The sequence below is a fragment of the Methanobrevibacter sp. genome (genome assembly GCF_017468685.1).
Lineage (GTDB): Archaea > Methanobacteriota > Methanobacteria > Methanobacteriales > Methanobacteriaceae > Methanocatella.
Genome location: NZ_JAFUHT010000063.1, coordinates 1 through 17,652, shown reverse-complemented (window position 1 = coordinate 17,652; position 17,652 = coordinate 1). Strand labels below are relative to the sequence as shown.

At 33.4% G+C, this 17,652-nt stretch carries 23 protein-coding genes; 22 read left to right on the top strand and 1 reads right to left on the bottom strand.

The annotated features are described in order from the left end of the window. From IJ258_RS08235 to IJ258_RS08145, 19 genes are all read left to right on the top strand, one after another. On the top strand, positions 1-404 hold a 404-nt coding region (locus tag IJ258_RS08235; protein WP_292805642.1), incomplete at its 5' end, for a 30S ribosomal protein S4. An 11-nt stretch (positions 405-415) separates the two neighbouring features. After that, complete coding sequence (locus IJ258_RS08230) at positions 416-808, top strand: 30S ribosomal protein S11 (RefSeq protein ID WP_069574667.1); 393 nt, start codon at positions 416-418, stop codon at positions 806-808. Positions 809-823: 15 nt separating this feature from the next. After that, positions 824-1,627: a DNA-directed RNA polymerase subunit D gene (locus IJ258_RS08225; RefSeq protein ID WP_292805639.1), complete on the top strand. Its 804-nt coding sequence runs from the start codon at positions 824-826 to the stop codon at positions 1,625-1,627. After that, positions 1,627-1,992 carry a 50S ribosomal protein L18e gene (locus IJ258_RS08220; RefSeq protein ID WP_292805636.1) on the top strand — a complete coding sequence of 122 codons (366 nt, stop codon included), beginning with the start codon at positions 1,627-1,629 and terminating at the stop codon, positions 1,990-1,992. The genes IJ258_RS08225 and IJ258_RS08220 overlap by 1 nt, the downstream gene beginning before the upstream one ends. 15 nt (positions 1,993-2,007) lie before the next feature. Next, positions 2,008-2,430, top strand: coding sequence for a 50S ribosomal protein L13 (locus IJ258_RS08215; RefSeq protein ID WP_292805646.1), 423 nt, complete (start codon positions 2,008-2,010; stop codon positions 2,428-2,430). Positions 2,431-2,447: 17 nt separating this feature from the next. Next, positions 2,448-2,849: a 30S ribosomal protein S9 gene (locus tag IJ258_RS08210; RefSeq protein ID WP_292805633.1), complete on the top strand. Its 402-nt coding sequence runs from the start codon at positions 2,448-2,450 to the stop codon at positions 2,847-2,849. 44 nt (positions 2,850-2,893) lie between these two features. Further along, on the top strand, positions 2,894-3,064 hold the full coding sequence (locus IJ258_RS08205) for a DNA-directed RNA polymerase subunit N (protein WP_042694539.1): 171 nt from the start codon (positions 2,894-2,896) through the stop codon (positions 3,062-3,064). 55 nt (positions 3,065-3,119) lie between these two features. Continuing rightward, entirely contained in the window at positions 3,120-3,317 is a 198-nt protein-coding gene (locus IJ258_RS08200) for a DNA-directed RNA polymerase subunit K (protein WP_292805630.1), read from the top strand. Between the two features lie 130 nt (positions 3,318-3,447). Then, positions 3,448-4,692 carry a phosphopyruvate hydratase gene (eno, locus tag IJ258_RS08195; RefSeq protein WP_292805627.1) on the top strand — a complete coding sequence of 415 codons (1,245 nt, stop codon included), beginning with the start codon at positions 3,448-3,450 and terminating at the stop codon, positions 4,690-4,692. A 20-nt stretch (positions 4,693-4,712) separates the two neighbouring features. Continuing rightward, positions 4,713-4,907 (top strand): 4Fe-4S binding protein, encoded by a 195-nt coding sequence (locus IJ258_RS08190; protein WP_292805624.1) that lies wholly within the window; start codon positions 4,713-4,715, stop codon positions 4,905-4,907. A 15-nt stretch (positions 4,908-4,922) separates the two neighbouring features. After that, positions 4,923-5,525 (top strand): 30S ribosomal protein S2, encoded by a 603-nt coding sequence (gene rpsB / locus IJ258_RS08185; protein ID WP_292792411.1) that lies wholly within the window; start codon positions 4,923-4,925, stop codon positions 5,523-5,525. Between the two features lie 9 nt (positions 5,526-5,534). Continuing rightward, a complete protein-coding gene (gene amrB / locus IJ258_RS08180; RefSeq protein WP_292805621.1) occupies positions 5,535-6,383 on the top strand; it encodes an AmmeMemoRadiSam system protein B in 849 nt (282 codons plus the stop codon). Positions 6,384-6,393: 10 nt separating this feature from the next. After that, positions 6,394-7,356, top strand: coding sequence for a mevalonate kinase (gene mvk, locus IJ258_RS08175; RefSeq protein WP_292805618.1), 963 nt, complete (start codon positions 6,394-6,396; stop codon positions 7,354-7,356). Positions 7,357-7,360: 4 nt separating this feature from the next. Further along, positions 7,361-8,161, top strand: a complete 801-nt coding sequence (locus tag IJ258_RS08170) for an isopentenyl phosphate kinase (protein WP_292805615.1) — start codon at positions 7,361-7,363, stop codon at positions 8,159-8,161. Between the two features lie 3 nt (positions 8,162-8,164). Continuing rightward, the gene (gene fni, locus IJ258_RS08165; protein ID WP_292805612.1) at positions 8,165-9,211 is read left to right on the top strand and encodes a type 2 isopentenyl-diphosphate Delta-isomerase; all 1,047 of its coding nucleotides are present in this window, start codon (positions 8,165-8,167) and stop codon (positions 9,209-9,211) included. Positions 9,212-9,214: 3 nt separating this feature from the next. Further along, complete coding sequence (locus IJ258_RS08160) at positions 9,215-10,558, top strand: RNase J family beta-CASP ribonuclease (protein WP_292805609.1); 1,344 nt, start codon at positions 9,215-9,217, stop codon at positions 10,556-10,558. Between the two features lie 12 nt (positions 10,559-10,570). Continuing rightward, complete coding sequence (gene idsA / locus IJ258_RS08155; RefSeq protein WP_292805606.1) at positions 10,571-11,551, top strand: short chain isoprenyl diphosphate synthase IdsA; 981 nt, start codon at positions 10,571-10,573, stop codon at positions 11,549-11,551. A 373-nt stretch (positions 11,552-11,924) separates the two neighbouring features. Further along, on the top strand, positions 11,925-12,710 hold the full coding sequence (locus tag IJ258_RS08150) for an ADP-ribosylglycohydrolase family protein (protein WP_292805603.1): 786 nt from the start codon (positions 11,925-11,927) through the stop codon (positions 12,708-12,710). 51 nt (positions 12,711-12,761) lie between these two features. Then, on the top strand, positions 12,762-14,276 hold the full coding sequence (locus IJ258_RS08145; protein ID WP_292805600.1) for an Ig-like domain repeat protein: 1,515 nt from the start codon (positions 12,762-12,764) through the stop codon (positions 14,274-14,276). Here the strand turns inward: IJ258_RS08145 and IJ258_RS08140 are convergent. Next, positions 14,273-15,052: a TrmB family transcriptional regulator gene (locus tag IJ258_RS08140; RefSeq protein ID WP_292805597.1), complete on the bottom strand. Its 780-nt coding sequence runs from the start codon at positions 15,050-15,052 to the stop codon at positions 14,273-14,275. The two genes, IJ258_RS08145 and IJ258_RS08140, sit on opposite strands and share 4 nt — an antisense overlap. A 118-nt stretch (positions 15,053-15,170) precedes the next feature. Here IJ258_RS08140 and hcp point away from each other — a divergent pair, with 118 nt between their 5' ends. From hcp to IJ258_RS08125, 3 genes are all read left to right on the top strand, one after another. After that, complete coding sequence (hcp, locus tag IJ258_RS08135) at positions 15,171-16,481, top strand: hydroxylamine reductase (protein WP_292805594.1); 1,311 nt, start codon at positions 15,171-15,173, stop codon at positions 16,479-16,481. Further along, on the top strand, positions 16,482-16,811 hold the full coding sequence (locus IJ258_RS08130; protein WP_292805644.1) for a cupin domain-containing protein: 330 nt from the start codon (positions 16,482-16,484) through the stop codon (positions 16,809-16,811). An 86-nt stretch (positions 16,812-16,897) separates the two neighbouring features. Further along, complete coding sequence (locus IJ258_RS08125; protein WP_292805590.1) at positions 16,898-17,014, top strand: rubredoxin-like domain-containing protein; 117 nt, start codon at positions 16,898-16,900, stop codon at positions 17,012-17,014. Positions 17,015-17,652 lie beyond the last annotated feature (638 nt).

Below are 17,652 nucleotides of genomic sequence, written 5' to 3'. Positions count from 1 at the left end.
CTTTAGTCAGAAGATACAGTAGGGAAGCAAGATACTTACTTGGTTTCGGTACTGATCAAATGGTAAAAGAAAAATTAGAATTATTAGGACACTTAGCTAGAACCGGTGTTTTGCCTGAAGGTGCTGCTCTTGAAGATATCTTAGATTTAAATGTTGAAGATATCTTAAGAAGAAGATTACAAACTATTGTTTACAAAAAAGGTTTAGCTCGTACTCCTAAAGAAGCAAGAATGTTTGTTGTACATGGTCACATAGCTTTAAATGGTAAAAAAATCAATTCACCAAGTTATGTAGTATTAGATGGTCAAGAAGATGCAATCGGATTTTACCGCTCTTCACCTGTAGCTAAACAAATTGAAGAGTACAACAAAGGTAAGGATAATAAAGCTAATACAGAAGAATAAAGGGTGTAATTATGGCAAAAGATGAAAAATGGGGTATAGCTAATATTTACTCATCATTTAACAACACTATTATTACTGTAACAGACATTACTGGTGCTGAGACTATTTCTCAATGGTCTGGTGGAAAAGTTGTTCGTGCAGACAGACAACAAGCTTCACCTTTCGCAGCAATGGCTGCAGCAACTAGAATAGCTGATGATGCTAAAGAAAAAGGATTTGTTGGATTACATATTAAAGTAAGAGCTCCTGGTGGAAATGGACCTAGAAGTCCTGGACCTGGTGCACAAGCAACTATTCGTGCTTTAGCAAGAGCTGGAATTAAAATAGGAAAAATCGAAGATATTACTCCTATTCCTCACGATGGTACTGGAAGACCTGGTGGTAAAAGAGGAAGAAGAGTTTAAGCGGAAGGGTTTAATATGGAGATAGAATTAAAAAGTCAAAGCGAAAATGAAATTGTTTTCATTGTTCGTGATGCAGAAGTGCCTTTTATCAATGCTATTAGAAGATGTGCAATGGTTAATGTACCTAAAATAGCAATTGAAGATGTGAATATTATTAGAAACGATTCTGCAATGTTTAATGAGGTACTTGCTCATAGACTTGGTTTAACTCCTTTAGTTTCTGATTTGGATGCACTTGAAGGATTATCATTACCAGAAGATGATGATTGGGATGTGTATGATAACGGAATAATGTTCTCTTTAAATGAAGAAGGACCTAAAGTAGTTTATTCTAAGGATTTAATATCTTCAGACTCAAAAATTAAACCAGTATACGACACTATTCCTTTAGTAAAACTTAAAGAAGGCGAAGAACTTAACATTGAAGCTGTCGCTAAAGTTGGATATGGAAAAGAACATGCTAAATGGATGCCAACAACAGTATGTGCATACAAGCAATATCCTGAAATTACATTTAATGAGGATGTTGAAATCGATTATGACTGTGCTCAGGCATGTCCTAGAGGTATTTTAAAATCAGATAGAAGATCTAAAAAAATTAAAATCTTAGACATTGAAGATTGTGCTATGTGTAAAAGCTGTGTAAGGGCTTCTGACAATGGCTACATCAATGTTGGATTCCGTCCAAATGATTTTATTTTCAGAATTGAAACTGATGGTGCAATGCCTCCTAAAGAAGTTTTATTAAAAGCATGTGACGTATTAGGTGAAAAAGCAGATAAGTTTATCGGATTTAGTGAAGAAGGAGGAAGTAAATAATGGTTAAGAAAGTAATAAAAACAAATCCTAACCTTATTGAACTTATTAATAAACTTTATGAACAATCAAGAAATGAAGATGCAGCTATTTGGAAAGATGTTGCACAAAGACTTGAAAGGTCCAATAGAAGAACCGCTGAAGTAAATTTGTCTGATATTGCAAGACATGCTGAAGCTGGTGAAACTGTATTAGTACCTGGTAAAGTTTTATCAAATGGTGATTTAGAAAACAAAGTAGATGTTGTAGCATTAAAATTCTCAGCTAAAGCACAAGAAAAAATTGAAGCTGCTGGTGGAGAATGCATCTCAATTGAAGAAATTATAGAAAGTAATCCTAAAGGATCTAACATAAGGATTATGGAATAGGGGATGTGTGTTATGATAGTTATTGATGGAGAAAAATGCGTTTTAGGAAGATTAGCTAGTGTAACTAGTAAAAATCTCTTAGAAGGTGAAGAAGTAGTAATTCTTAACGCTGAAAAAATTATGTTAACTGGTAATAAGGATTGGGCTTATGCTAAATACAAACAAAGAGTTGACAGGGCAAGTATTTCTAACCCTCGTGACTTAGGTCCTAAATATCCTAGAAGACCAGATGATATATTTAGAAGAACTGTAAGAGGAATGTTACCTTTCAAAAAATCTAAAGGTAAAACAGCATACAAAGGCTTAAAAGCTTTCGTAGGTGTTCCTGCTGAATATGCTGATGCTGAACTCACTTCAGTTCCTGAAGCAGAATACAGAAATATTAAAAAAGGTATTGAGTTAGGAGAAATCTCCAAACTTTTAGGAGCTACCTTTTAGATAAGTAAGGTGTAATTATGGTTAAAGTTATTCATACTAGTGGAAAACGTAAAACAGCTATCGCAAGAGGTACTGTTCGTGAAGGAACTGGTAAAGTTAGAATCAACAAAGTTCCTTTAGAACTTTATTCTCCTGAGCTTGCTAACTTAAAATTACAAGAACCATTAACTTTAGCTGGCGATTTAGCTAATGAAGTGGATATTAATATTCGTGTTATTGGTGGAGGAGTAATGGGTCAAGCTGAAGCTGCACGTATGGTAATTGCAAAAGGACTCGTACAATGGTCTCAAGATATGGATTTAAAAGAAAAATTCACTCAATATGACAGAACCATGTTAGTAGGTGACCCAAGACGTTCAGAACCTAAAAAATATGGTGGTCCTGGAGCAAGAGCTCGTAAACAAAAAAGTTACAGATAAATTCTGTAATTTTATATTTTATTTAAATTAAAAAGATGATATAAATGATTCCTATAAGATGCTTAAGTTGCGGAAAACCTGTATCAGCTTACTTTGATGAATATAACAAAAGAGTAGCAGCTGGTGAAAAATCTAAAGATGTTTTAGATGATTTAGGTTTAACTAGATACTGTTGTAGAAGAATGTTGATTTCTCATGTTGAAACTTGGGAATAAACGATTGTAGGGATATTTTTTAATAAAAAATATAATCTTGGTAAAATGCCTAAAAATGGAAGTAATATTCATGGATGTTGAAAAAAAATTAACAAGGTTTGAAAGAGCTAGACTTCTTGGAGCTAGAGCAATTCAAATATCTATGGGAGCAAGGCCTTTAGTGGAAATTACTGATTCCTTAGATCCAATTGATATAGCTTATGAAGAACTCAAAGCTGGAGTTTTACCATTAGATGTTATTAGAGATGAATAGATTTTATCTATTTATTCTTTAATTATTTAAAAAAAATAGTAAATACCAATATAAATCTATAAAGAAACTTACTAATTTTTTCAGAATATAGGTTAATTGGTAATAAATTAAATGACACTGAGGTGTTTTTTTGGATAGTATAATAGAAGACGTCCAGGTTCGTAAGATTTTGGACAGCAGAGGTAATCCGACCATTGAGGTAGATGTAATTACTTGGAATGGATTTGGAAGAGCAGCTGCACCAAGTGGAGCAAGTACTGGTTCAAGAGAAGTAGTATCATTTCCGGAAGGCGGAGTTGACATTGTAGTAAGTGAAATGGAAGATTTAATTGCTTCTGAACTTATTGGAATGGATGCCTGTGATGTTGCTACAATTGATGAAGTATTAAAAGAGATTGATGGTACTGATAATTTGGCTGCTATTGGAGGCAATACAACTGTTGCTATATCTATGGCTGTAGCTAAAGCTGCTGCATCATCTTATAATATGCCACTATATCAATACATTGGAGGTAATTTTGCAAATGAATTGCCATATCCGTTAGGTAATATGATGAATGGTGGTGCTCATGCAGGTGTTAATGCTCCGGATATTCAAGAATTCTTGGTTGTTCCAATCGGAGCTACTAATATGGTTGATGGAATTTTTGCAAATGCTTCTATTCACAAAAAATTAAAAGAATTAATCCAGTCTAAAGATTCAGCTTTTACCGGAGGTAAAGGCGATGAAGGTGGATGGGTACCTAACATCACTAATGTTGATGCTCTTGAAATTCAAGCTCAGGCATGTGAAGAAGTTGGTGATGAAATTGGTATTGAAATCAGACCTGCTTTAGATATGGCTGCATCTGAATTATGGGATGCAAAAGAGCAAAAATACGTTTATGCTCAAGATGGTATCAAAAGAGATACTGGCGATCAAATCGATTTCGTAAAAGATATTATTGATACATACAATATGTTTTATGTAGAAGACCCATTTGATGAATCTGACTTTGATGGATTTGCTCAGTTAACTTCTAAAGTTGGAGATAAATGTCTCATCTGTGGAGATGATTTATTCGTAACCAATAAGGAGTTATTAGCTAAAGGTATAGAAATGAATGCTGCAAATGCTATTATCATCAAACCTAATCAGATTGGTTCTTTATCTGAAACTTATGCAACTGTAAAATTGGCAAAAGAAAATGGTATTGTACCTGTTGTTTCTCACCGTTCTGGTGAAACTACTGATGACACCATTGCTCATTTAGCTGTAGGTTTTTCATCTCCGATGATAAAAACTGGAGCAATTGGTGGAGAAAGAATAGCTAAATTAAATGAGCTTATTCGTATTGAAGAAAAGCTTCCAAATTCAAGGATGGGTAAATTTTAAAAAGTTTTGGGGAGAGTAATATGTCAAAAGTAATTCTTGATTACGATAAATGTGATGGTGCAGACTGCGCTGAATGTGCTGATGTTTGCCCAATGGAAGTATTAGTTCTTAAAGGCGACAAAATCGAAATTGTTGACCCTGAAGAATGTAGTTATTGTGAAGTATGTATGGACGTTTGTCCTAATGAATGTATTAAAATTGAAGATGATTTTTAAATTGTAGGTGAAAATATGGTAAATGAAGAACTTTTAATAGACTTAGATAATTATTTAGCTGCTGGTTTACACATTGGTACCCAGCAAAAAACTAGTGACATGGAAAAATACATATTCAGAGTAAGATCTGACGGTTTATATGTATTAGACATTCAAAAAACTGATGAAAGAATCAGACAAATCGCAAAATTATTAGCAAAATATGACCCAGATGACATTTTAGTAGTAGCAACACGTCAATACGGTCAGGCTCCTGTTAAAAAATTCGGTGAATTAACTGGTGCTAAAACTATCCCTGGAAGATTCATACCAGGTACTTTAACTAATCCAAATTATGCTAAATTCATTGAACCAAAAATTATTGTTGTAACTGACCCAAGATCAGATGCACAAGCAATTTTAGAATCCAAACAGAATGGTATTCCAGTAATTGCTTTATGTGATACTGAAAACTTACTCAGTTTTGTTGATATTGCGGTACCTGTAAACAACAAAGGTAGAAAAGCTATTGCTTTAGTTTACTGGTTACTTGCAAGACAAATCTTAAGAGAAAGAGGAGACATTCCTGAAGACGGTGACCTTGATATTGATGCAACTGAATTTGAACTTAAATTCTAAGTGAGTCAGATGTTAAGACAACCTGCTGTAGCTGGATCATTTTATCCGAATGATCCTGATAAATTAAAGGAACTCATAGAAAGTTCATTCCTGGATGATGCTGGCGTTGGCTATGTGCCTGAGCTCAATTCATTTGATGGTAGTGATTATCCTATCAATATTATGGTTCCTCATGCAGGTTATCAATATTCTGGTGCAATAGCCTCTCATGGTTATTGTGAAATCGTTAAGAATGGTTTTCCTGAAGTGTTTATTATAATAAGTCCTAACCATACTGGATTTGGTAGTGAAATTTCTGTGTTTAATGAAGGGGAATGGATAACTCCTTTAGGCAATATAGAGGTTGACAGTGAATTTGCAAATAAGATTATCGACTCATCAGATATTGCTTCTGCTGACTTTTCAGCTCATCTAAGAGAGCACAGTATTGAAGTTCAACTACCTTTCCTACAATATTTTTCATCAGATTTCAAAATTGTTCCAATTACGATGGGAAAACAGACTTTTGTAACTTCAAATGACCTTGCAAATGCTATTTTTAATGCAGCAAATGAATTAAATAAATCTTATTGTGTTATTGCAAGCACTGATTTATCTCATTTTAACAATCAAGAAAAAGCAAATAAAGTTGATGGTTTTGTTTTAGAGGATATTGAAGAGATGAATGAGTTTAAGCTATTTGAAGAAGTTGTTCAGTATAATATTACTATGTGTGGTTATGGTCCTGTGATGACTGCAATATCACTTTCAAAAAGGTGCGGTAAGAATAATAGTGAAATTCTTGCATATGGTACCAGTGGTGATGTTAGTGGTGATTTCACGTCTGTTGTAGGTTATGCTTCAGGTATTTTTAAGTAAGGTGTATTTTATGATAGCTAAAGCCTCAGCTCCTGCGAAAACAATTTTATTTGGTGAACATTCTGTAGTTTATGGTGAACCTGCCATAGCGGGAGCAGTTAACAAAAGAGCTTATGTTACAGTTAAGCCATCAGAAACTGATGAAACTATTTTTAGAGCTCCAGACATTGGTTTTGAAGCTGAATTATTGACACAACATAAGAAATATGTTTTACTTAAAGGAAAACCAGGTATTATTAGATATATTTTAGAGTCTCTTTATAGAGCTCACGACCATACTCCAATTGATATTACTTTAAATTCAAATGTTCCTATCGGTTCAGGATTAGGATCATCTGCAGCAGTTACAGTCGCTACTCTTGCTGCATTATACCGTTATCATAATATTCGTTTTAACAAACAATCATTGGCGCATGATGCCCATATGGTTGAACAGGCGGTTCAAGGGGTGGCAAGTCCACTGGATACGTTAGTTTCAACTTATGGAGGGCTTGTTTATCTGTCAAGAAATAAAAAAGTTGAACATTTCAATGTTAATTTTAATGTGCCTTTTGTTGTAGGTTATACCACAAAGCACGGTAACACAGGCAAAATGGTTAAGGATGTGAAAAATCTTAAGACACGCAATCCTAAAATCATAAATCCTGTTATCACTTCAATGGGTAATTTAACTAATTATGCAAAACAGGCTATTTTGAAAAGGGATTTTGCCAAAATTGGTGAATTGATGAATATTAACCATGGATTTTTGGATGTTTTAGGGGTTAATACATTAGAATTATCCCGTATGGTATATAATGCAAGGGATGCTGGTGCCATTGGTGCCAAAACTACTGGAGCTGGTGGAGGAGGTAGTATCATTGCACTTTGTCCAGGTAAGGTTGATGAAGTTGCTAAAGCTATTGATCGTGATGATAATATTTTAAAAATCAGATTTACTCGAAAAGGAGTTTCTTCCAGGGTCTACAAGTGATTAAATGATTATTTTAAAAATTGGCGGTAGTATATTAACAAATAAAGATTCTACAATTAGTGAAGTTAATCCTATCAGTCTTAAAAGAATTGCATCTGAAATTAAAGCGTCTATGGATGCATCACCTAAACAATTGGTTATTGTTCATGGTGCAGGTTCATTTGGACATCCTCCTGCTAAAAAACATAAAATTGGAGAAGAATTTGATGAATCTGAGTATCCTCAAAAAAGATTAGGTTTTTGTGAAATTCAAAATGAAGTTAAAAAATTAAACATGTTCATTTGTGAATCTTTTATAAATGAGGGGTTGCCTGTTATTGCAGTTCCTGCTTCTAGTTTTATTACTGCAACCAATAAAAGAATAACTGCAGGCAATTTGGATTTATTTAAAAACTATTTAAAAAAAGGATTTATTCCAGTAATTTATGGGGATGTTGTTTTGGATAATGAGTTGGAATTTTGTGTTATTTCAGGCGATCAGCTCATACAGTATCTGGCAAAAAATCTCAATCCTGAACAGGTTATCTTAGGAACTGACGTGGATGGGGTTTATAATAAAAATCCTAAAACACATGACGATGCAATATTTTTTGATAAGTTCACATCACTTAAAGACTTGGACACATTAGAAGGAACCACCAATGTTGATGTAACAGGTGGTATGGTTGGAAAAATTAAGGAACTTTTATATTTAGCAGATTTAGGAATTGAATCTAAAATAATAAATGCCGAAGTTGAAGATAATATTTTCAATGTACTAGAAAACAAGGATGTAAAAGGAACTATAATTTCAAGGGGAAATTAATACATGATTTCAGATAGAAAATTAGAGCATTTATTAATTTGTGAAAATTATGATGTTGAGTTTAAGGATAAAACTACTGGATTTGAAGATATTGAATTAATTCATAATGTTTTGCCTGAAATAGATAAAAATGAAATCGATTTATCAACTGAGGTTTTTGGTAAAAAATTAAACTCACCTTTATTCATTACAGCTATTACAGGAGGTCATCCTGCAGCAAAAAAAGTAAATAAACAGTTAGCAATCGCAGCTGAAAATAATGGAATTGCATTGGGTGTTGGTTCTCAAAGAGCAGCATGTGAACATCCTGAGTTGGAAGATACTTATAGTGTTGTTCGTGAAAATGCACCTGACTGTTTACTTGTTGGAAATATAGGAGCACCACAACTTAATTTAGCACAAAAAGCTGTTGAAATATTGGATGCAGATATTCTAGCTATTCATCTAAATCCTCTTCAAGAGTCAATTCAACCCGAAGGCGATTTAGATGCAAGAGGATATTTGGATTTAATAAGTAAAATTACTGATACTGTAGACATTCCGGTACTTGCAAAAGAAACTGGGTGCGGTATTTCAGCAGAATCAGCTCGTCAGCTGGTCAATGCAGGTGTTGATTTTATTGATATTGAAGGAGCTGGCGGAACAAGCTGGGCAGCCGTTGAAACATATAGGGCTGAAGACAGATATCTTGGAGAACTTTTCTGGGACTGGGGAATTCCAACTGCAATCTCCACTGTTGAGGTGACTAATGCAGTTAATGTTCCGGTAATATCTTCTGGTGGAATTCGTACAGGTCTTGAAGCTGCAAAAGCCATTGCTCTTGGTGCAGATGCTGTAGGTATGGCATTACCGTTTTTAAAAAATTGCGCTTCTCAGGAAGCTTTAAACACATTTATTAATAGATTTAATGATTCACTAAGAATTGCTATGTTTTTAGTTGGAGCAAATAATATTGAAGAATTGAAACAGTCTAATTTAGTTATTCGCGGAAAAACAAGGGAATGGCTAAATGAAAGAGGTATTAACACAAAGAGTTATTCAAGGAGATAAAACATGAGCGTTGAAGTAATCGCTATAGGAGGATATCAGGAAGTTGGGAAAAACATGACTGCTATTCGTATAGGTGATGATGTTGTTATTTTTGATATGGGAATTCACTTAGACAGAATTAGTATGCACGAGGACACTGATATCGACAGAATGCATAGTTTGGATTTAATTGAAAGAGGAGTTATTCCGGATGACACTTTAATGAAAGATGTAGATGGTAAGGTTAAAGGAATAGTTTTCTCTCACGGTCACTTGGACCACATTGGTGCAGTTGCAAAATTGGCTCATAGATATGATGCACCATTAATAGGAACACCATATACTGCTGCGTTAATAGAAAAACAGATTAAAGGGGAACGTAAATTTAAAGTATCAAATCCAATAAAGGTTTTAAACCCTGGAAGTAAGGTAAAACTTTCAAAAGACATTACATTGGAATTTGTACAGTCAACACACAGTATTCCACAAGCAGTATTTCCTGTATTACATACTCCTGAAGGAGTAATTGTTTATGCACTTGATTTTAAATTTGATAATCATCAAAAAGTATCTCCACCGCCTGATTATAAAAGATTAAAAGAATTAGGTAGGAAAGGAGTGCTTGCTTTAATTGTAGAAACCACTAATGCAAAAAATTATGATGAAGTAAAAACTCATTCTGAAAGAATTGCAAGAAATATCTTGGAAGATGTAATGAGAGGACCATTGCATGAAAAGACCGGTATGATTGTTACTACATTTTCATCTCATGTAGAGCGTGTACAGGCAATTGCAGACATTGCTAAAAAAAGTCATAGGGAAATATTTTTCCTGGGTCGTTCAATGGAGAGGTTCTGTGGTATTGCACAAAAATTGGGAATTTTAAAATTGCCTAAAAATGCAAGTATTTATGGATCTCCAAAAGCAGTTAACAAGGCTTTAATGAAAGCCGATGAAGACCGTGCGAATTATTTGCTTGTTACAACTGGTCACCAGGGTGAACCTGATGCTTTGCTTCCAAGAATTGCTAGTGGCAGAACTCCATTCAACATTAAGAAAGGAGATAATGTTATTATTTCAGCACCAATTATTCCAAATCCTACAAATGCTGCAAACAGGCACATTATGGAAAGAAGATTAAAATTAAAGGGTGCTAGAATTTATCCTAATGCTCACGTTTCCGGACACGCTGGAAGAGAAGACCACAGGGAATTCTTACGTATGTTAAAACCACAACATATTATACCGGCACACGGGGATTTATCAATGCTTGCAGCTTATGCAGAACTTGCTGAAGAAGAAGGATACAGAATCGGTTATGATATCCATATTTTAAGAAATGCTCAAGCACAAGTTTTTAAAAGTTAAATGAGGGATAAAATGAGTGATGTAAAAGAAGTACTAGGTAATTATTCAACAGATATTACAAATACTATAGAAGAAGAATTAGCAACAATTACTCCAGAAAATCTTGCAGAAGCATCAGTATACTTAACAAGAGCTGGAGGAAAAATGCTCAGGCCTGCTTTAACATTAATAACTGCAGAAGCTGTTGGCGGCAATAAAGAATCTGCTCTTAAGGCAGGAGCTGCAATTGAATTAATCCACACATTTTCATTAATCCATGATGATATTATGGATCAGGATGATATGAGAAGAGGAATGCCATCAGTTCATAAAGTATGGGGTGATGATGTAGCTATTCTTGCTGGAGACACTTTATTTTCAAAAGCATTTGAAATAATCATTGGCTCTGAAGGAACCAGTTCTGACCAAAACAACAAGGCATTGGCTACTGTTGCTGATGCATGTGTAAAAATCTGTGAAGGTCAGGCATCAGATATGGGTTTTGAGGAAAGGTTCGATGTTACAGAAGATGAATACATGGAAATGATTTTCAAAAAAACCGGTGCATTAATAGCTGCCGCTACTAAAGCTGGTGCTATTATGGGCGGAGCAGATGATGAAGTAATCGATGCAATGTATGAATACGGTCGTTTAATAGGTCTTGCTTTCCAGATTCAGGATGATTATCTTGATCTTGCAGCTGATGAGGAAACTTTAGGTAAACCTATCGGTTCCGATATTGGTAAAGGTAAAATGACAATCATTGCTATTAAAGGTTTGGCTAGTGATGACTCTGACAGATTGCTTGAAATCTTAAAAGCTGAAAATAATTCTCAAGATGAGATAGATGAAGCAATTGAAATTTTAACAAATTGTGGTGCTATTGAATATGCTCGCAATTTGGCACAAGAATCTGTTGTGAAAGCTAAAGAAGTACTTGAAATATTGGATGATTCTTCATCTAAACAGGTACTTGCAGACATTGCAGATTTCGTACTTGAGAGAAGTGCATAATTTCTCTCACTATTTTTATTTATTTTTTGATTCCAGAAATTAATCTGGAATCAATGGGTATTGATACAGTTTTTATGTTGTTTTTCAAGTAGTCGAAATTTCTATTTTTATGTAACATATTATTTTATTCAAAGAAGTGAGTTTTGGATGATTTATGCAAAATACAATATAGAAATTTCCGTGTTTATTGATAATAACAAGTATTATCAGTTATAGGTATTGTTATCATCGTATATATGTTTTTTCTTTGTTTTAACAGCAATTTTTTAAAATGAAAGCAATATTTCAAACTCAAATCAATATTACAAAGTTAAAGCAATTTTTTAAAGTCACATCAATTATTTTAAATAAGTTAAATTGAATATTGTATCTTATGAAAGGAATAATTGGTGCAATTGCAGGAGATATTATTGGTTCGGTATATGAACGTTATGCAATAAAAACAAAAAAATTTGAATTATTCGCTCCAATGTCAACTTTTACCGACGATACGGTATTAACACTTGCAGTTGCTAATTGGTTGTTGGAGGATAAAACTTCTAAAGGAATTTTATCAAAAAATTTGAGGAAATTTGCAAGTACTTATCCTGATGCAGGTTATGGCAGAAGTTTTAACTATTGGATATATAATGATAGTGCCGATTCATATGGCAGTTGGTCAAATGGATCTGCAATGAGAGTTTCTCCTTGTGCATGGGTTGCTGATTCTCTTGAAGAATCGCAGAATCTATCAAAAATGTCTGCAATTGTAACTCATAGTCATCCAGAAGGTATTAAAGGGGCTCAGGCAACATCAGATGCAATTTTTCTTGCAAGAATAGGTTCAACTAAAGAAGAAATCAAAAATCATATAGAATCAACATATGAATATGATTTGTCACGTTCTTTAGATGAAATCAGGCCGGATTATGACTTTGAACTGGCTTGTGCCAAAAGTGTTCCGGAATCCATAATTTGTTTTTTGGAAGCCAATGATTATGAGGATGCAATAAGAAATGCCATTTCTCTTGGAGGTGATGCTGACACTCAAGCAGCAATTGCCGGAAGTATTGCTTCTGCTTATTGGGAAATCCCTCAGGAGATTTATGATAAAGCTATTTCATATTTGGATGAAAATCTAATAAGTGTGCTGAACAATTTTAATGATAAATTCATGTAAACTAAATATTTAAGTATTTAAAAATACTAAGTATTATGTGGTTGTGAATTGATGAAAAATAAAATTTTTTTAAGTTTTATTATAATTTTAACTTTATTTTTAGCTATTTCAATTGTATCGGCTAGTGAAAACACAACAGATTGCATTAGCTTGAATGAAAATTCTACTGTTGAAGTTTTACAGGATAATGGAAGCGTTTCAGATAATCAGTCTGTGAGTGAAATTTCAGCTCCAGATAAAACAAGTTATGTTGATTATAATGATGAATTTACAGTCACATTAACTTCTAATGGAACTGCATTGCCAAACAAGCAAGTTTCAATTTCTTTAAATAATGTTAATTATAATAAGACTACAGATTCGAATGGTAAAGCAAGCATTAACTTCAAATTAAAAACTGGAACATACACAATTAATTACTCATTTGCAGGAGATGAAAATTATACTTCATCAAATGGAACTTCCACTCTTACAGTTAAGCCTGATTTGATCACTTCATTGGATGTTGTGGATAAATACATAAATTACTGTGAGGGTATTAAATCAATATTCCAAATTAAATTGGTTGATATTTATGGAAATCCTATTTCCGGTAAAACAGTTATTGTTAAAGCAGGTGGAAAAACTCTCACTGCAAAAACAAATGCTAAAGGTATTGCAACATTTTACCTGTCCCTTAAAAAAGGAACTTATGATGTTCAATATTATTTTAATAATGATGGAAAATATGTTGGATCATCAGGAACTTTCAGGATTGTTGTAAAAAACAAGTTAACTGTTGGAAATGGATATTGGGTTAATAAATGGAGTATAAAGAAGGTAAATCTTAAAAAACTTTCCAAACTCGGAACCAAACATATATTTTTACTTCATACAGTTTTTGATAAATACGGTAAGAATTATGTTTTAAAATGGATTAAAAAAGCCCATAAATATGGTATGAAAGTTCATATTTGGATGTCTGTATTTTATAAAAACGGAAAATTCATCCATCCTGTAAGTAAAAAGGGTGTTTATAATTATAACTACATCAACAAAATGATTAAAAAAGCCAAATACTATGCAAGCTTTAGTGAAGTTGACGGAATACACTTTGATTATGTGCGATTTGGTGGAAATGCATATAAATATAAAAATGCAGTTAATGCAGTTAACTATTTCATTAAACAGGCCTGTATTTCTGTTCGCAGTGTGCATCCGAATATTATCGTGTCTGCAGCTGTAATGCCGGAGCCTACATCAATGAAATATTATTATGCACAGGATGTTCCAACAATGTCCAAATATCTTGATGTCGTAATTCCTATGATGTATAAAGGAAATTACCATGCTAGTTCCAAGTGGATTAAAAAGACAACCAAAAAATTCGTTAAGCAATCCAAGGGAGCTAAAATTTGGGTAGGATTGCAAACTTATAAATCCGATTCCAATATTAAGAAATTATCCTATAAAGCACTATTTAAAGATGCAAAAGCCGCTAAAAGTGGCGGAGCAAAAGGAGTAGTGTTATTCAGATGGGGATTAACCAAATATTTGAACTTTAAAAAATTAAAAATTAAAAATTAATTTTTTTTATTTTTCTTTTTCAATTTTTTCAGCTGATTCATAAACCGATCATCATAGTTTTTAGCAATATCTTCATATTTGTTCCATATTCCGATAGCCGTTTCAGGGATTACATTTCGTTTATCTTCTGAAAATTTGGTGTATGTATGCATCATTTCTTTGGAATCTGAAATAATCAATTTTACAAATGGAATGTCTGCTTTTTGTATGTTGATGTCATTTTCTTTAAATAGTTCTATGATATTGAACTTTTCATCATTAATATAGCATATTGGTGAAGCAAGAATGTTGATTCTTAAATCTGATCTGTTTTTTAATGCCTTGACAAGTGCTTCCCCTTCATTTTCAAATAAAAATCCGATTCTCATATTGATTGATGATTTTGCTCTTTTGATGATTTCCAGCTCTTGTGCGATAATCTTTTCAACACCATATATTCTCCATATCGGTGCCTGTACTTGACTCATACCGTTTTCATAAATGTATGTTAATCTGGTTATTGTATCGTCGATTTCAGTGTTCAGTCTTTCTTTTTCACGTGATAGTACTTCAACAGGAGACTTAACATTGTATGTTAGTGGTCTTCCATCTTCAACATCTATGAAATTCTTTTTAACTAGTTTTTTAAGCACATCGTATATTTTACTTCGGGGAATATCTGCATTTTCAGCAATTTCAGCTGCATTGGATGATATTAATGAAGTTAATGTTATATATGCCTGTGCCTCATACATTGTCAGTCCGATTCCTTTTAAGGTTTCAATATTTTCATCCATGAGTATAATTTTGTAGGTAATGGTATATAATTGTAACTTTTCACCCTTAAAAAGTGACAAAATATTTATATACATTTCAAATCAACTTTTAATTATAAATATTTATGGAGATTTTATTATGGCAGACGAAGGCTTAGATATGTTTTGTTATCAATGTTCCCAAACCGCTAAAGGTACTGGATGTACTGTAAGTGGAGTTTGTGGTAAAAAACCGACCGTAGCAAGATTACAAGATAATTTAATCTTTACTATGAAAGGAATCAGTGCATACAACTATAATGCAAATGTTTTAGGAAAAAATGATCCTGAAATCGATGCATTCTTAACAAAAGGATTATACACTACTTTAACCAATGTGAACTTCGATGTACAAGATTTAGTGGCACTTGCATTAGAAGCAGGTGAAAAAAGCGTAGCAGTAATGAGATTACTTAAAGACGCACACATTGAAGCTTACGGAGAACCGCAACCTGTTGAAGTAAAAGTTGGAGCACAAGAAGGACCAGCTATTATCGTAACTGGTCACGACTTAAAAGCATTAGAAGAATTGTTAAAACAAGTGGAAGGAACTGACATTAAAGTTTACACTCACTCTGAAATGTTACCGGCACACGGTTATCCTGGATTAAACAAATATGAAAACTTAGTAGGACAATTAGGTGGAGCATGGCACGATCAAAGAACAATCTTTAAAAAATACAATGCAGCAATTGTTGCAACCAGTAATTGTGTATTGCCTGCATTAGATGCATACAAAGAAAGAATGTTCACAATGGATGTTGCTAAACTTGAAGGTGTAAAAACAGTGGATGATTATGACTTCTCCGAAGTAATCGAATGCGCAAAATCCTTAGGAGGATTAGAAGCAGAAGAATTAACTACAATCACAACCGGTTGGAGTGCAGGAGCAATCGTAGAACACGCTGATACCATCAAAAGATTAGTTGAAGAAGGAAAAATCAGAAGATTCTTCGTAGTAGGTGGATGTGACAAAGCAGCAAAACACAATGACTACTACAGAGAATTCGTTAAAAACTTACCACAGGACACAGTTATCCTAACCTTAGCATGTGGTAAATACAAATTCAACGACTTGGACTTAGGTGATATTGAAGGAATCCCTAGATTACTCGATGTAGGTCAATGTAACGACACAATTGTTGCAGTGGATGTGGCATTAGCATTATCCGAATTATTCGACTTACCATTAAATGACTTACCATTAACAATTGTTCTCTCCTGGATGGAACAAAAAGCAGCAGCAGTACTCTGGGCATTACTCTACCTTGGAAAAACCGACATGTGGCTCGGACCGGTGCTTCCTGCATGGTGTAACGATGATATCATAAATGTGTTAGTTGAAAACTACAATTTAACCCCTACTTCTGGCAATGCTTTAGTCGACATTAAAAGAATTATGGGAGAATAAATTATGGAAGATTTAAAAGCAAAAGCATTAGATATTCAAGAATTAGTGAATTATGAACAAAATAGTGTAGTCAGCCGTGAAGTTATCAAAAAAGAGCTTGGAACAGTAACTTTCTTTGCTTTTGATCAGGGTCAAGGATTGTCTGAACACTCCGCTCCTTTTGATGCAATGGTTCAAATCATTGATGGTGAAGCAGAAATTACAATTTCTGGTGTAAAAAACACTGTTAAAGCAGGCGAGATTATTATCATGCCTGCAAACGAACCTCATGCGCTTCAAGCTGAAAACAGTCCATATAAAATGATTTTAACCATGATAAAATCTGACTGATTACATTTTTGGTTGAAACATGTAAACTAGGATATTATTGGGTTTTAAACTCAATAATATTTTTCATAGTTTAAAAAGGTGATATTGTGGCATGGTTATGCAAAGTATGCGATTATGTTTTTAAAGGCGATGAACTGCCTGAAGACTATGTCTGCCCATTATGTGGCGTTGGCATAGAACATTTTGAAGAAATTGAAGACTGATTTTTATTATTTTTTCCCTTTTAAGTATCATTTGACTTTATTTTTTTTGTTTTTGAGTGGTTTTTCAGTTAAAAAATGATGTTTGTGATACTGTGCAGCATATTTAAATGATGCTGATGAAATTCTCATCACATTCTTCGCCTATGCAGTATTTTTGAGCTTAATCGGCTTTTAGATTTGTAAACGGTGTTTTTTTTTAGTTGGATATGATGGTTTACTGCAGTTTCTGTAGTGCCGATTTATTTTAAAAATCTCTTATCACCTTTTAAAACTGCTGTTCCTTCGCTTTGTGAAAATCGTTGTGGATACTGTGAAATATTTCTTCTTTTATTAGGATATTGTTCAGTCAGTTCATATTAATCATTGTATTTTTTCGAATTTTAAGAGTTTGTGCCTGAAATTGTTGATATTTAAATATCAAAATAAGGTTATATACTTGTTTGTACAAATATTGTATAAGGTTATTATTATGCATTTTATCATTTGTATAATTAATAGCAATGTCGTCAACTTAATTTTTGATTTCATGTTTTTTTCCTGATTTTTATGTTGGTTTGTAGTTGATGTTGAATTTTCTTTGTTTTTTCTTGTTTCTGGTTGTTGTTGGATTTTTGACATTTTTGTTTGGCGATTGTGTG

Bases quoted from the DNA above. Each gene is read 5' to 3' on its own strand.
- IJ258_RS08230 (WP_069574667.1), top strand. From the start codon at position 416: ATGGCAAAAGATGAAAAATGGGGTATAGCTAATATTTACTCATCATTT.
- IJ258_RS08225 (WP_292805639.1), top strand. From the start codon at position 824: ATGGAGATAGAATTAAAAAGTCAAAGCGAAAATGAAATTGTTTTCATT.
- IJ258_RS08220 (WP_292805636.1), top strand. From the start codon at position 1,627: ATGGTTAAGAAAGTAATAAAAACAAATCCTAACCTTATTGAACTTATT.
- IJ258_RS08210 (WP_292805633.1), top strand. From the start codon at position 2,448: ATGGTTAAAGTTATTCATACTAGTGGAAAACGTAAAACAGCTATCGCA.
- IJ258_RS08205 (WP_042694539.1), top strand. From the start codon at position 2,894: ATGATTCCTATAAGATGCTTAAGTTGCGGAAAACCTGTATCAGCTTAC.
- IJ258_RS08200 (WP_292805630.1), top strand. From the start codon at position 3,120: ATGGAAGTAATATTCATGGATGTTGAAAAAAAATTAACAAGGTTTGAA.
- IJ258_RS08190 (WP_292805624.1), top strand. From the start codon at position 4,713: ATGTCAAAAGTAATTCTTGATTACGATAAATGTGATGGTGCAGACTGC.
- rpsB (WP_292792411.1), top strand. From the start codon at position 4,923: ATGGTAAATGAAGAACTTTTAATAGACTTAGATAATTATTTAGCTGCT.
- amrB (WP_292805621.1), top strand. From the start codon at position 5,535: ATGTTAAGACAACCTGCTGTAGCTGGATCATTTTATCCGAATGATCCT.
- mvk (WP_292805618.1), top strand. From the start codon at position 6,394: ATGATAGCTAAAGCCTCAGCTCCTGCGAAAACAATTTTATTTGGTGAA.
- IJ258_RS08170 (WP_292805615.1), top strand. From the start codon at position 7,361: ATGATTATTTTAAAAATTGGCGGTAGTATATTAACAAATAAAGATTCT.
- fni (WP_292805612.1), top strand. From the start codon at position 8,165: ATGATTTCAGATAGAAAATTAGAGCATTTATTAATTTGTGAAAATTAT.
- IJ258_RS08160 (WP_292805609.1), top strand. From the start codon at position 9,215: ATGAGCGTTGAAGTAATCGCTATAGGAGGATATCAGGAAGTTGGGAAA.
- idsA (WP_292805606.1), top strand. From the start codon at position 10,571: ATGAGTGATGTAAAAGAAGTACTAGGTAATTATTCAACAGATATTACA.
- IJ258_RS08150 (WP_292805603.1), top strand. From the start codon at position 11,925: ATGAAAGGAATAATTGGTGCAATTGCAGGAGATATTATTGGTTCGGTA.
- IJ258_RS08145 (WP_292805600.1), top strand. From the start codon at position 12,762: ATGAAAAATAAAATTTTTTTAAGTTTTATTATAATTTTAACTTTATTT.
- IJ258_RS08140 (WP_292805597.1), bottom strand. From the start codon at position 15,052: ATGGATGAAAATATTGAAACCTTAAAAGGAATCGGACTGACAATGTAT.
- hcp (WP_292805594.1), top strand. From the start codon at position 15,171: ATGGCAGACGAAGGCTTAGATATGTTTTGTTATCAATGTTCCCAAACC.